The sequence below is a fragment of the Streptomyces inhibens genome (genome assembly GCF_022221585.1).
GTDB lineage: Bacteria > Actinomycetota > Actinomycetes > Streptomycetales > Streptomycetaceae > Streptomyces > Streptomyces inhibens.
On record NZ_CP084681.1, the window covers coordinates 4,050,137 to 4,064,072 of the forward strand.

Annotated in this window: 11 protein-coding genes; 8 read left to right on the top strand and 3 right to left on the bottom strand. The window is 70.2% G+C overall.

Features of this window, described 5'->3' with window-relative positions; genetic code table 11:
* Positions 1 to 16: 16 nt before the first annotated feature.
* The 3 genes from KI385_RS18430 (at position 17) to KI385_RS18440 (ending at position 5,017) form a co-directional block, all read left to right on the top strand.
* A complete protein-coding gene (locus KI385_RS18430; RefSeq protein WP_238573271.1) occupies positions 17 to 1,228 on the top strand; it encodes an LCP family protein in 1,212 nt (403 codons plus the stop codon).
* Positions 1,229 to 1,451: 223 nt separating this feature from the next.
* Positions 1,452 to 3,227, top strand: coding sequence for an LCP family protein (locus KI385_RS18435; protein ID WP_238573272.1), 1,776 nt, complete (start codon positions 1,452 to 1,454; stop codon positions 3,225 to 3,227).
* Positions 3,228 to 3,298: 71 nt separating this feature from the next.
* On the top strand, positions 3,299 to 5,017 hold the full coding sequence (locus tag KI385_RS18440; protein ID WP_238573273.1) for an LCP family protein: 1,719 nt from the start codon (positions 3,299 to 3,301) through the stop codon (positions 5,015 to 5,017).
* A 40-nt stretch (positions 5,018 to 5,057) separates the two neighbouring features.
* On the opposite strand, the gene KI385_RS18445 is transcribed toward KI385_RS18440, so the two are convergent.
* On the bottom strand, positions 5,058 to 6,089 hold the full coding sequence (locus tag KI385_RS18445; RefSeq protein ID WP_238573274.1) for a glycosyltransferase family 2 protein: 1,032 nt from the start codon (positions 6,087 to 6,089) through the stop codon (positions 5,058 to 5,060).
* A gap of 274 nt (positions 6,090 to 6,363) precedes the next feature.
* On the opposite strand from KI385_RS18445, the gene KI385_RS18450 reads away from it, so the two are divergent.
* The 3 genes from KI385_RS18450 (at position 6,364) to KI385_RS18460 (ending at position 8,970) form a co-directional block, all read left to right on the top strand.
* Positions 6,364 to 7,827: an LCP family protein gene (locus KI385_RS18450; RefSeq protein ID WP_238573275.1), complete on the top strand. Its 1,464-nt coding sequence runs from the start codon at positions 6,364 to 6,366 to the stop codon at positions 7,825 to 7,827.
* 73 nt (positions 7,828 to 7,900) lie between these two features.
* Positions 7,901 to 8,359 carry a hypothetical protein gene (locus KI385_RS18455; protein WP_238573276.1) on the top strand — a complete coding sequence of 153 codons (459 nt, stop codon included), beginning with the start codon at positions 7,901 to 7,903 and terminating at the stop codon, positions 8,357 to 8,359.
* 29 nt (positions 8,360 to 8,388) lie between these two features.
* Complete coding sequence (locus KI385_RS18460) at positions 8,389 to 8,970, top strand: VanZ family protein (RefSeq protein WP_238573277.1); 582 nt, start codon at positions 8,389 to 8,391, stop codon at positions 8,968 to 8,970.
* Here KI385_RS18460 and KI385_RS18465 read toward each other — a convergent pair.
* Positions 8,921 to 9,475 carry an acyl-CoA thioesterase gene (locus tag KI385_RS18465; protein WP_238573278.1) on the bottom strand — a complete coding sequence of 185 codons (555 nt, stop codon included), beginning with the start codon at positions 9,473 to 9,475 and terminating at the stop codon, positions 8,921 to 8,923. The genes KI385_RS18460 and KI385_RS18465 overlap by 50 nt on opposite strands.
* Before the next feature lie 331 nt (positions 9,476 to 9,806).
* On the opposite strand from KI385_RS18465, the gene KI385_RS18470 reads away from it, so the two are divergent.
* A complete protein-coding gene (locus KI385_RS18470; protein ID WP_238573279.1) occupies positions 9,807 to 11,102 on the top strand; it encodes an LCP family protein in 1,296 nt (431 codons plus the stop codon).
* Between the two features lie 103 nt (positions 11,103 to 11,205).
* Here KI385_RS18470 and KI385_RS18475 read toward each other — a convergent pair whose 3' ends face one another.
* On the bottom strand, positions 11,206 to 12,381 hold the full coding sequence (locus KI385_RS18475) for an acyl-CoA dehydrogenase family protein (RefSeq protein ID WP_238573280.1): 1,176 nt from the start codon (positions 12,379 to 12,381) through the stop codon (positions 11,206 to 11,208).
* A gap of 210 nt (positions 12,382 to 12,591) precedes the next feature.
* Here KI385_RS18475 and KI385_RS18480 point away from each other — a divergent pair, with 210 nt between their 5' ends.
* On the top strand, positions 12,592 to 13,932 hold the full coding sequence (locus tag KI385_RS18480; protein ID WP_238573281.1) for a UDP-glucose dehydrogenase family protein: 1,341 nt from the start codon (positions 12,592 to 12,594) through the stop codon (positions 13,930 to 13,932).
* Positions 13,933 to 13,936: the final 4 nt, after the last annotated feature.

The following is a 13,936-nucleotide window of genomic DNA, read 5'->3' on the forward strand; positions in this document are numbered from 1 at the left end:
AGGGATGGACGCACACGTGACCGATACCCCCGAGCCCCCCAGGTTCGCCGGCTGGGACGAGCGCCCGGCCAGGGGGCCGGGGCCGGTGCGCACGCCGCGGCACCGCAGGCGCTGGCGGCGCTGGGTCGCGCTCGGGGCCGCCGGTGCGGTGCTGGCCGGGGCCGGTGCCGGCTGGGCGCTGTACTCCAAGCTGAACAGCAATATCCGCACCGACAGCGCCACTGAGCGGGAGCTGCGGAAGTGGGAATCCGAGCGGCCCCCCGCGGGCCCGCCGAACGCCGAGAACCTGCTGCTGATCGGCTCCGACAGCCGTAAGGGCGGCAACCGCAAATACGGCCGGAGCGGCGGCCAGCGCTCGGACACCACGATGCTGCTGCACCTGGCGGCGGACCGGAAGAGCGCGACCGCGGTCAGCATCCCGCGCGATCTGATGGTGGAGGTGCCGCACTGCAAGCGCTCCGACGGCGAGGAGTCCCCGCCCCGGACGGCCCAGTTCAACTGGGCGTTCGCCTTCGGCGGCGCGGCCTGCACGATCCGTACGGTCGAGAAGACGACCAGCATCCGCATCGACCACTACATGATCATCGACTTCGTCGGGTTCGAGAAGATGGTGGACGCGGTGGACGGCGTCGAGGTGTGTCTGCCGCAGCCCATCCAGGACGACGAGGCGGATCTCCGGCTGCCCGCCGGCCGGCAGACCCTGCACGGTGAGGCCGCGCTCGGTTACGTACGGGCCCGTAAGAGCCTGGGCAACGGCAGCGACACCCAGCGTATGGAGAGGCAACAGCAGTTTCTTGGTGCTCTCGTGAAGAAAGTGCAGAGTAATGGTGTCCTGCTCAATCCGACCCGGCTGTATCCGGTCCTGGATGCCGCGACGAGTTCGCTGACCACGGACAGCGCGCTGGCTTCACTGCGGGGGCTGTACGAATTGGTGCGCAGCACCCGCGGCATTCCCACCGACCGGGTCCAGTTCCTGACCGTGCCGCGCCAGGAGTACCGCTACGACCCCAACCGCGACGAGCTGGTGCAACCGGACGCCGGCCGGCTCTTCGGGCAGCTGCGCAGGGATCTTCCGGTGACCGTGGCACCGACGCGCGACGCCGGGGAGGAGCCGGTCCGCACCGGCGGCGGCGCCTCGGACGGCAAGCCGGAGGGATCACCCGCGCCGTCGGCGAGTTCGGGCCCGACCTTTCCCGGGACGACCGCGGAACACGGGATCTGCGAATAAAGATGCCGCAAAGTACGCCCGGCGACTCGAATGGATTGGGCGGATTGCCCAGTTGTAGGGAAGTGGAATTTGTCACGAGCGTCGCGGGGCGCTGAACTGGGCGGATAGTGTGTGCGATCCGGTCCGCTCTCTGGCAGACCGATGACCATGCATTGCACGATCGACCGACCGAGCGCCTTGAGGGGATGGCGCCGCGTGGCACCGACGGAGGATTCAAGGCACCGTGGACGCGCAAGGCCGTGGGCGGGCGGGCGACGACAATGTCGATCCCGCCGATCAGTGGGTGTTCGATCCGAACACCGGCAACTACGAGCTGCGGCTTGACCCTGCCGGTCAAGCCCCCGCTCGGCCTTCCGACCGCAAGGTGCCCGGCTCCAGACGCGCCGCGCGCAACCCGGGTGGCGCGGTCGGCGACACGGACACCCGTCCGTTGCCGACCCAGGGCGGCCGCCGGGGCCGGAGCGCCGCGGACGACACCGGCGAGCCCCCCACCGGCGGGCGGGCGGCGCGCCGGGCGGCCGCCGGCCGTACCGCTACCGCGACGGCATCGGCAGCGGGTCCGGCGAGCCGCCGTAAGCGCAAGCCGAAGAAGTCCGGGAAGAAGAAGGCTCTCTACTGGACGGCCGGCGTGGTCGGCTTTGTCCTCGTTGTCGGCTGCGGTGGTGCGTACTACCTCTACCAGCAGCTGGACGGGAACATCTCCAAGGTCGATGTCGGCGTCGAGAACGACGCGGTGTCCGACGGCCCGGTGAACCTCCTGATCATCGGGACGGACGCGCGCTCCGGTAAGGGCAACGCGGGATACGGCGACTCCGGCAGCGTCGGGCACGCGGACACCACGATCCTGATGCACATCTCCAAGGACCGGTCGAACGCGACCGCGCTGAGCATCCCGCGCGACCTGATCACCGACATCCCCAACTGCCCGACGAAGCAGAAGGACGGCTCGAAGAAGGTCATCCCCGGTGAGCACGAGGTGCGCTTCAACACCAGCCTGGGCCAGGAGGGCCGGGACCCCGGCTGCACCTGGCGCACCGTGGAGAAGCTGACCGGGCTGAAGGTCGACCACTTCATGATGGCCGACTTCAACGCGGTCAAGGAGCTGTCCGAAGCGGTGGACGGCGTCGAGGTCTGCGCCGCCAAGGACATCGACGACCCCAAGTCGCACCTGAAGTTGAAGGCCGGCCGGCACACCGTCAAGGGCGAGCAGGCGCTGGCGTTCGTCCGCACCCGGCACGCCATCGGATTCGGCAGCGACCTGGACCGGATCAAGATGCAGCAGCAGTTCCTCAGCTCGCTGATCCGCAAGCTGAAGTCCAGCGCCTTCTCCAGCCCCGGCAAGCTCTACGACGTCAGCCAGGCGGCGACCAGGGCGCTCACCGTCGACACCGGTATCGGTACGGCGGGCAAGCTGCTGGACTTCGGCAACGACCTCAAGAAGGTCGACATCGACAAGGTCACCTTCGCCACGGTGCCGGTGCTGGACAACCCCAACGACAAGGCCACCGTCATCCTGGACCAGGCCAAGGCGGACCCGCTGTTCGCGATGGTGCGGGCCGACCACACCCTGGCCAAGCACAAGAAGAGCAAGGGCAAGAGCTCCGGCCCGGCCAAGAAGGCGCCGCCCGAGCTCGTACGGGTCGATGTCACCAACGGCGGCGGGCCGATCGGCTCGGCGCAGGAGACCGTGGACTGGCTGCAGAACAACAAGGGCGCCAAGCTCTCCACCAACGCCGGCAACGCCCCGGCCAAGCTGGCCGCCACCCGCCTTGAGTACGCCCCCAACCAGGCCGACCAGGCCGCCGCTCTGGCCGACTGGATGGGCCTGCCCAAGAGCGCGCTGAAGAAGTCGTCGCAGGACGCCGGAGACCGGGTCCCGATGAAGCTCATCCTCGGCAAGGACTTCAAGGCACCCGGCACCCCGATCGAGGCACCGACGGAAACCCCGGACGGGGTGCAGAACGTCAATGCCGATGACAAGAACGTCTGCGCGAAGTGATCTGAGCGGGATCCGGCCGCCCTGCCGAGGCGCCGAGCGCACCACCGAACTGACAACGGGGAGAGGGCCGAATGCGGCAGAGCAGTGTGCGTGGTGACCGATCACGCCGGCGGCGCCAGCCGGACGCACAGCAGCTGGGCTGGGACGACAGCATGTACGAGGACAAGGGGCTGCCGCCGGACGCGCCCGGCTGGACGCCCGCCGAAGGGAGCGCTGTGCCCGCCGAAGGCGGCGCTGTGCCCACCGACGACGGTGAGGTGCCGGCCGACGGCGGCCATCGCAAAGGGGGGCAGCCGCGTCGCCGCAAGGGCGGCAAGGGCCGCAAGGTGCTGCGCTGGACCGCCCTCACCCTCGCCGTCGTCATAGTGGGCGGCGCGGGCGCCGGCTACTGGTACTACGAGCACCTCAACGCCAACCTCCGCAAGGAGCCCCGATCGCTGGGCGGTGGCGGCCTGAAGAAGCCGGACCCCAACGCGTTCGGCCAGAGCCCGCTGAACATCCTGCTGCTCGGCTCCGACGGCCGGAACAGCAAGGAGAACATCAAGCTCGGCGGCGCCCGCCAGGACGCGGACCGCAAGCCGCTCGCCGACGTCCAGATGCTGGTGCATGTCTCCGCCGACCGCAGCAACATGTCGGTGATCTCCATCCCGCGGGACACCCGGGTGACGATCCCCCAGTGCACCGACCCGAAGACCCATGAGGTCTTTTCGCAGACCACCGCGGCCATCAACGAGTCGCTCCAGCACGGCGGTCCGGGCTGCACGCTCGCCACCTGGCAGGAGCTGACCGGCGTCTATATCGACCACTTCATGATGGTCGACTTCTCCGGCGTGGTGGACATGGCGGACGCCATCGGCGGTGTCCCGGTCTGCGTCGACAAGAACGTCTACTCGCACGACAGCAAGGGCCACGGCAGCGGGCTGCGGATGAAGGAGGGCACCCACCCCGTCAAGGGCGTCCAGGCGCTCCAATGGCTGCGCACCCGCTACGGCTTCGAGGACAACACCGACATCGGCCGGGCCAAGGCCCAGCACATGTACATGAACTCGATGGTCCGTCAGCTGAAGAAGGACGCCAAGCTCACCAACCCGGGGGAGCTGCGTGACCTGGCGGAGGCCGCGACCAACGCCCTGACCGTCGACGACGGCCTCGACACCGTCAAGAAGCTCTACGACCTGGGCGGTGACCTCAGCCGGGTGCCGACCAAGCGCATCACGATGGTCACCATGCCCTGGCAGTACGGGCCCGGCGAGCAATACGTCATGCCCAAGCCCGGCGACGCGGAGGAGACCTTCGCGCTGCTGCGCAACGACACCGCGCTGGACGGCAAGGACAAGAAGAAGAAGCCGACGCCGGACCCCAAGGCGTCAACCCCCAAGGACCAGCTGAAAGTTGTGGTGCAGAACGGCACCAACAGCACGGTGACCGGACCGGTCTCCGGCCGCGCCTCCGTCATCCAGCAGCAGCTGGCCGGCCTCGGCTACACCTCGGCCGGCACCGACTCGGCGCTCACCACACAGGCCGACACCACCCTCACGTACCGGGACAAGGGTCAGCGGGGCGACGCGCTGGCGCTGGCCAAGGCGCTCGGTCTGCCCAAGGACGCGGTCCGGGAGTCGAGTTCGGCCACCGGCATGCGGCTGGTGGTCGGCAATGACTGGCGCAGCGGGTCGACGTACCCGAAGTCCGGCGACAAGAAGGGCGCCGACAAGGCCCCGGACAGCGCGGACGCGCTCAACGGCGAGGACACCAAGGCCTGTATGAAGGTGAATCCGCAGTACACGTTCTAGACGGGGAGGCCCGGGCCGGATGCGGCCCGGGCCGACCGGTCTACTCGGCGCCGGTCGCCGGGTTCAGCACCGCCGGGCGGCGGCTGGCGATGACCCTCTTGGCGAGCGAGCGGGGGCTGGTCAGGAAGCCGACGCCCCAGGACATGTGCATGGTGGCGAGGGCCACCGGGATCTGGGCGCGTGCCTTCAGGGAGAGGCCCTTGCCGGCCGGGACCGAGCCCGCCGCTATCGCGGCGAGGTAGCCGGCCGGGACGACGAAGCCCCAGGGCGTGACCGCCGCGCCGACCACCAGGCCCGCCGCGATGGCGCACACCGCGGTCGGCGGCGCGAGATAGCGCAGGTTGATCGAGCCGGCGTGGTAGCGGGCGACGACATGGCGCCACTTGCCGTAGTCCTTGTACTGCTTGGCCAGCGCCTTGATGCTCGGCCGCGGGCGGTACTGCACCTTCAGCTCGGGCGAGAACCAGATCTGGCCGCCGGCCTCGCGGATACGGAAGTTCAGCTCCCAGTCCTGGGCGCGGATGAACTCCTCGTTGTAGCCGCCCTGCTGCTCCAGCGCCTCGCGGCGGAACACCCCGAGGTAGACGGTCTCGGCGGGGCCGGCCTGGCCGCCCGTGTGGAAGGCGGCATTGCCGACGCCGATCTTGGACGTCATCGCGGCCGCGACCGCGTCCTCCCAGGCGTTCTCGCCCTCGGCGTGCATGATGCCGCCGACGTTCGCCGCACCGGTCTCCTCCAGGAGGCGCACGGCGGTGGCGATGTAGTTCGGCGAGAGCATGCCGTGGCCGTCGACGCGGACCACGATCGGGTGCCGGGACGCCTTGATCGCGGCGTTCAGCGCCGCGGGGGTACGGCCGGTGGGGTTGGGCACGGTGTGCACCCGGGCGTCTTCGGCGACCAGCTCGGCGGCGATCTCGTCCGTACGGTCCGTGGACGGGCCGAGGGCGATCACCACCTCCATCTCGCCGGCGTACTCCTGCTCCAGGATGTGCCGGACGGAATTGCGCAGGTGACGTTCCTCATTGAGCACCGGCATGATCACGGAGACGGCCGGGGGCTGCTGCTGCGGCATGGTTCCTCGGGGGTACGGCCCGTGGCGAGCCGCCAGCGACGGCAGCGCCCGCCGGGGGACTGCAGGATCGCGCCTCACGTTACCGCGAATGGGGGACGCGCTCGGACGCAGCCGGGTGGCCGGGCGGCCGATGCCCGGCGTGTGGTGCTTTGCAGGAGATCGTATTGACCTACGGTGTTCCCGCCTGCTTCGCCCCCACCTGTCCCCTCCCCCGTCCGTGACCCGCTCCCCGACGGGCGCCGATCACGCCCGTCCAGCCGCGGAGGTGTCCCCCGTGACCGCGCCGTTCCGCTCCCCCCGCCCGGCCCGGCGCCGGGCCGCCCGGCCCGCCGCGCGCCGGCGGCCGTCGGGCCCCCGCTGGGGGCTGCGGATCGGCGCCGTCACGTCCGCGCTGCTGCTGGCGGCCAGCGGCGTCGGGCACGCCATGGTCACCGGCGTGGAGAGCGGCATCGGCCGGGTGGACCCGTTCAAGGGCATGAGCAACCGTCCCGGAGGCGGCGACGGCCTGAACTTCCTGGTCGTGGGCACGGACGGGCGCGACAAGCTCACCGAGGGCGAGAAGCGGAAGTACCACCTGGGCGGCGCGCCCTGTCACTGCACCGACACCCTGATGCTGGTGCATCTGTCCGCCGACCGGGACCGCGCCAGCGTCATCAGCCTGCCGCGCGACTCCTACGCCGAGGTCCCGGCGCATCTGGACGCGGTCACCGGCACCCAGCGCGCCAAGCACCCGATCAAGCTGAACGCGGCGTACGCGGAGGGCGGCCCGAACCTGACCGTGCGGACCGTCGAGCACATGACGGGGGTGCATATCGACCACTATCTGGAGGTCGACTTCACCAGCTTCATGCGCAGCGTGGACGCGGTCGGCGGGGTGGAGATCTGCACCGTACGGCGGCTGCGCGACAGCTATACGGGCCTGGATCTACCGGTCGGCAAGTCGCGGCTCAACGGGGGCCAGGCGCTGCAGTACGTGCGCTCGCGGCATATCGACGGGTCCGCCGACCTCGGCCGGATGCAGCGCCAGCAGCGTTTCCTGGCCGCCCTCATCCACAAGATCACCTCCTCCGGAGTGCTGATGAACCCGATCCGCTTCAAGGACGTCGCCGACACGATGCTGGGGTCCGTGCGGGCCGACTCGGGCTTCCGGGCCAACGACCTGGTCGATCTCGGGCAGGCGATGCGCGGCTTCAGCCCGTCGTCCTCGGAGTTCACGTCCGTGCCGCTGGGCGATCTGGCCCAGCCGGTGCCGGGCGTCGGCTCGACCGTGCGGTGGGATCCGGTGCAGGCGCCGAAGCTCTTCCAGGCGATCCGCGAGGACAAGCCGATCGCGGTGCACCGGGCCCGGAAGGATCCGCGCGCCATGGTCGTGGACGTACCTCCCGGCCAGGTCCAGGTACAGGTCAACAACGGCAGCGACCGGGCGGGGCTGGGCGCCACGGTGGCCGGGGAGCTGCATGCCACCGGCTTCGCCACCACCGCCACCCCCGGCAACTCCACCATCGGCAAGGTGACCCGCACGGTCATCGCCTACGACCCGCGCTGGGACCGCTCGGCCCGCTCGCTGGCCGCCGCGCTGCCGGGCGCGCAGCTGCGGCCGGTGGCCGGGCAGGGGCCGGTGATGCAGGTGACGGTCGGCCAGGGCCACAGGGCGGTGCGCCGGGTACGGGCCGAGGAGCCGCCGCAGACGCCGGGCGGGATCTCGGCGATCACCGGTGACGAGGCAGTGTGCCCATGAGCGAGCGCAGCGAGGTCATCATCGAAAGGTGCGTGCCTCGCGCATGCGAGGCCGAGCGAAGCGAGGCTTCGGCATGAGTGTCCCAGCGCCTCGTCGCACCGTGCCCGGGCCGCCCGCGCGGCACCCGGACGCGCACCACTATGCGCGCCGGGTCTCTGTCGCGGTTGCCGCGATGTGCCTGGTCGTGGCCACCGCCGCCGCGGCGCCGCCGGCGCCCGCCGCGCCGACCGGCTGCGGGGATCTGGTGCGCGGTCAGCTGTGTCTGCGCGGTCCGGTGGGATCCGACGGGATGTACACCGCGACCTACCGCCGGCACGGGGCGGCGGTGGGACTCGATGCGATCACCGTGCGGCTCGGCTACCAGCGCAAGAACGCCCGGATCACCGCGTTCCCCGGCTGGTTCGGCACCCGGCGGACACAGGGCGGCTCCGTCGAGCTGAGCGGCCGGGTGGAGATGCTCTCGGACGAATGCATCCGGGGGGTCATGGAACGCGGGCAGACGGTCTACGTCACAAAATGGAGCTGCAGTTGATGTCCGGGATGTCCTGAAAGGGGCGCATCGTGTGGCAGGTTGTGCTGGGCATCACCCCCACCACGGTGACGCTCTTCCTCATCGCGGCACTGGGACTGGCGGTGACCCTCGCCCTGTGGGCCGCCCTCGCCCCCGGCAGCTGCGCGCCGCGCACCACGGCCCGGGCGCTGCTGGCCGGCTGGCTGTTGCTGCTCCTGGTGGCGACGCTCGCGCCGACCCAGCCGATCGGCTCGGGGGACGCGACGGTGTGGTGGCGGCCCGGCGAGGGGCTGTTCGAACTGGGCGCCCAGCTGGAGCCCGGGGAGCTGGCGATGCTGGTGCGACGGCAGATCGCCAATGCGGCGCTGTTCGTTCCGGTGCCGCTGCTGCTGCGGTTCGCGGCGCCGCGCGCCTCGGCCGCCCTGGCGTTCCTGCTGTGTGTGGGCCTGTGCCTGGTCACCGAGACGGCACAGCTGCTGATGCGGGCCGGGCGGATCGCCGATATCGACGATGTGATGTGCGCGGCGACCGGTGCGGCCATCGGCGCGGGGCTGGCGCTGCTCGGCCGGCTGGCGGTCGCCGTTATGCGTCGTCGAGGCCTTCCGCGGCACGCCGTTCGCGCAGCTCCATGATCGCGCGCCGCCGGGCGAGGCGGTGCGTACGGCGGATCTGCGCCTCCTGGTAGCGGCGCTTGTCCCGCTCGGTCTCCGGTATCACCGGCGGCACCCGGCGCGGCTTGCCCTGCTCGTCCACGGCGGCGAAGACGAGGTAGGCGGAGCCGACCTGCTGGGCCGGGCTGGATTCGTTCCAGCGCTCGGCCAGGACCCGTACGCCGACCTCCATCGAGGACCGGCCGGTCCAGTTGACCTGGGAGCGCACATGCACGAGGTCGCCGATCCGGACCGGCTCCAGAAAGGCCATCTCGTCCATGGAGGCGGTCACGGCCGGGCCGCCGGAGTGGCGCCCGGCCACGGCGCCCGCCGCGTCGTCGACCAGTTTCATGATCACGCCACCGTGCACCGTCCCGAGGAGGTTTGTGTCGCCGGCCGTCATGATGTGGCTGAGCGTGATGCGGGACGCGGAGGTGGGCTTGCCCTCAAGCGCATCCTCGGGGCTGTTGGTGACGAGTTCGGTCATGGAGCCAGCGTAAGCGGGGACCCGTACGAGGCCGCCGCGCACCGTCCGTGACACAGATCTCGCCCGGCGCCCGCCCGTCCTCGCCGATCCGTGACGCAGGTCTCGCCGCCCTCCTCTCCGTGACACAGGTCTCGCCGTGACACGGGTCTCGCGCCTCCCGCCGGAAACCATCCGGAATGGTTGCTTCCATTCGCCCAGGTCGGAATGGTCACGTCCCCTTGCGGTATGCGGCGGAAGGCCGCCGTAGCTTTGCATCAGCTCTGCAACAGCCATGGCCCGATCCGGCACCCGCCCTATGGGGCAGCCCCCTGGGCCGTGCACACTTCCCCGTATGAATGAGTGGCCCAATGGGTGGTCAGGCGACCAGAGCGGCAACCGGTACGGACGCGGCAGCAACAGCGCCGAGCCGGAGGGTGCGCGCGCCATGCCCCAGGTGCGGCGCGACGCAGGCCCCGGCTACCAGCGGCATGAGCCTCCGCTGCCGCCGTCGATGTCCCCGCGCAGGGGCGCGAGCGTGCCGCCGCAGCAGTCCCAGGGCTACGACGACGCATACGACGACGGCTACAACACCGGCCAGGTCTACGGCGGCGGCCGTGACGGTAACGGCTACGACGACGGTTACGGAGACGGCCGCGGCGGCCGGCCGCGCCCCCGCTGGGGCCGCCGCATCAAGTGGACGGTCATCACCGTGGTCGTGGTGCTCGCGGTCGCCTCGGTCGCCACGTACTTCTGGGCGGACGGCAAGCTCCGCCGGCAGGTCGACCTGAGCAAGGTCATCGACCGGCCCGAGGCGGGCGACGGCACGAACTACCTGATCGTGGGCTCGGACAGCCGCGAGGGCATGTCCGCCGACCAGAAGAAGAAGCTGCACACCGGCTCCGCCGAGGGCAAGCGCACCGACTCGATGATGATCCTGCACGACGGCGGCAACGGCCCGACGCTGATATCCCTGCCGCGCGACTCGGACGTCGAGATACCTTCGTTCGTCGGCTCCGACTCCGGCAAGAAGTACCCGGGCACCGGGCGGCACACCAAGCTCAACGCGGCCTACGCCGAGGACGGCCCGGAGCTGCTGGTGCGCACCGTCGAGTACAACACCAAGCTGCACATCGACCACTACGTCGAGATCGGTTTCGCCGGCTTCGCCAACATCGTGGATGCGATCGGCGGGGTCGAGATGAACATCCCCAAGGCTTTCAAGGACAAGGACTCCGGCGCCGACTTCCCGGCCGGCAAGCAGACGCTCAACGGCCAGCAGGCGCTCGCCTTCGTCCGGACCCGGCACGCGTTCGCGACCCAGGACCTGGAGCGCACCAAGAACCAGCAGAAGTTCCTGTCCGCCCTGGCGAGCCAGACCGCCACCCCCGGCACGCTCCTCAACCCGTTCAAGCTCTACCCGACGATGGGCGCCGGCCTGGACACGCTCGTCGTCGACAAGGACATGAGCCTGTGGGACCTGGGCCAGATGTTCTTCGCGATGAAGGGCGTCACGGGCGGCGAGGGCAAGTCGATGAACATGCCGGTCTCCGGCAGCACCGGCGGCAACCTGCTCTGGGACAAGGCCAAGCTCCAGCAGCTGGTCCAGCAGCTGAAGAACGACGAGAAGGTCACGGTCTCCGGCAACTGACGGGCGGCCCGACGAACGACCTGACAAAAGAAGCGGCCTGACAGAGGAGGGGCCCCGAACCGCAGTGGCGGTCCGGGGCCCCTCCTCTGTGCCTGCGCCCTGCCTACTGCGGCAGGTTGCGCGCCATCACGATCCGCTGGACCTGGTTGGTGCCCTCGTAGATCTGAGTGATCTTGGCGTCCCGCATCATCCGCTCGACCGGGTAGTCACGGGTGTAGCCGTAGCCGCCGAGCAGCTGGACGGCGTCCGTGGTGATCTCCATGGCCGCGTCGGAGGCATAGCACTTGGCCGCCGCGCCGAAGAACGTCAGGTCCTCGCCCTTGCCGCCGGCCGATATCCGCTCGGACCGGGCGGCCGCGGCGTAGGTCAGCTGACGGGCCGCCTCCACCTTCATGGCCATGTCGGCGAGCATGAACTGCACGCCCTGGAAGTCGCCGATCGGCTTGCCGAACTGCTTGCGCTCCTGGACGTAGCCCTTGGCGTAGTCCAGGGCGCCCTGGGCGATGCCGAGCGCCTGGGCCGCGATGGTGATGCGGGTGTGGTCCAGGGTCTTCATGGCGGTGGCGAAGCCGGTGCCCTCGGCGCCGATGAGGCGGTCGGCGGGGATCCGGACGTTGTCGAGGTAGACCTCGCGGGTCGGGGAGCCCTTGATGCCGAGCTTCTTCTCCGGGGCGCCGAAGGAGACGCCCTCGTCGCCCTTCTCGACGACGAACGCCGAGATGCCCTTGGAGCGCTTCTCGGGGTCGGTGACGGCCATCACCGTGTAGTACTCGCTGACGCCGGCGTTGGTGATCCAGCGCTTGACGCCGTTGAGGATGTAGTGGTCGCCGTCGCGGACGGCCTTGGTCTTCATGCCGGCCGCGTCGGAGCCGGCGTCCGGCTCGCTGAGGCAGTACGAGAACATCCCGTCTCCCTTGGCGAGCGGGCCCAGGTACTTCTTCTTCAGCTCCTCGGAGCCGGAGAGGATCACCGGGAGAGAGCCGAGCTTGTTGACGGCCGGGATCAGGGAGGAGGACGCGCAGACGCGGGCCACCTCCTCGATGACGATGACGGTCGCCAGCGCGTCGGCGCCGGCACCGCCGTAGGCCTCCGGTACATGGACCGCGTGCAGGTCGTTGGCGACCAGCGCGTCGAGCGCCTCCTGCGGGAAGCGGGCCTCCTCGTCCACCGCGGCGGCGAACGGCCCGATCTTCGCCTCGGCGAGCGAGCGCACCGACTCGCGGAGCATGTCGTGCTCCTCGGACGGCCGGTACAGATCGAAATCAGCGGTTCCCGCCACGGTTTCTCACTCCCCTGTGAGCTGCCGGCAGTGCTAACTACCGTTAAGTAACCCGTTATCTCTCCGGATTCTAGGTGCCGACCCCGGCCCGCGGATACGTGAGGTTGCCGACAGTTACGGGGCTGCGCGCGCCACGGCTGGAGTAGGCCGTGGCGGCCGCGACTATGCTCGGTCAGCGCCGTTTTCCCCTTGTACGTGTCTGGAGCATCGATGGCCCTCAAGATCACCGTGATCGGCACCGGCTACCTCGGCGCCACCCACGCCGCGGCCATGGCCGAGCTGGGCTTCGAGGTGCTGGGGCTCGATGTGGTGCCCGAGAAGATCGAGATGCTGCAGCGGGGCGAGGTCCCGATGTACGAGCCCGGCCTGGAGGAGCTGCTGCGCCGCCATGTCGCCGGGATCGAGGGGTCCAGCGGCCGGCTGCGCTTCACCACCTCCTACGAGGAGGCCGGGGCCTTCGGCGATGTGCACTTCGTCTGTGTGAACACCCCGCAGAAGCACGGTGAGTACGCCTGCGACATGTCGTACGTGCACAGCGCCTTCGACTCGCTGGCACCACATCTGACCCGGCCCACGCTGGTGGTCGGCAAGTCGACGGTGCCGGTGGGCAGCGCGGCCCGGCTCGCCGAGCGGCTGGCGGCCGACGCCCCGGCCGGCGCGGCAGCCGAGCTGGCCTGGAACCCGGAGTTCCTGCGCGAGGGGTTCGCCGTGCAGGACACCCTGCGCCCGGACAGGATCGTGGTCGGTGTGGCCGGCGAGCGGGCCGAGGAGCTGCTGCGCGAGGTGTACGCCACACCGATCGCCGAGGGCTCGCCGTTCATCGTCATGGACTACCCGACGTCCGAGCTGGTGAAGACCTCCGCCAACTCCTTCCTGGCGACGAAGATCTCCTTCATCAATGCGATGGCGGAGGTGTGCGAGGCGGCCGACGGCGATGTGGTGAAGCTGGCCGAGGCCATCGGGCACGACGAGCGGATCGGCAAGAAGTTCCTGCGGGCCGGCATCGGCTTCGGCGGCGGCTGCCTGCCCAAGGACCTGCGGGCCTTCATGGCGCGCGCCGGTGAGCTGGGCGCCGACCAGGCGCTGACCTTCCTGCGCGAGATCGACTCGATCAATATGCGGCGGCGCGGCCACATGGTCGAGCTGACCCGTAACGCGGTCGGCGGCGGTTTCCTCGGCAAGCGGGTCGCCGTCCTCGGCGCGACCTTCAAGCCGGACTCGGACGACGTACGCGACTCCCCCGCGCTCAATGTCGCCGGCCAGATCCACCTCCAGGGCGGCCAGGTCACCGTCTACGACCCGAAGGGCATGGACAACGCCCGCCGGATCTTCCCGACGCTGGGGTACGCCGACAGCGCGCTGGAGGCGGTGCGCGGCGCGGATGCGGTGCTGCATCTGACGGAGTGGCGCGAGTTCCGTGAGCTGGACCCGGCCGCCCTCGGCGATGTGGTCGCCGAGCGCCGCATCCTGGACGGCCGCAACGCCCTGGACCCGGAGCTGTGGCGCAAGGCCGGCTGGACGTATCGCGCGTTGGGCCGCCCGCAGGCGTAATCGC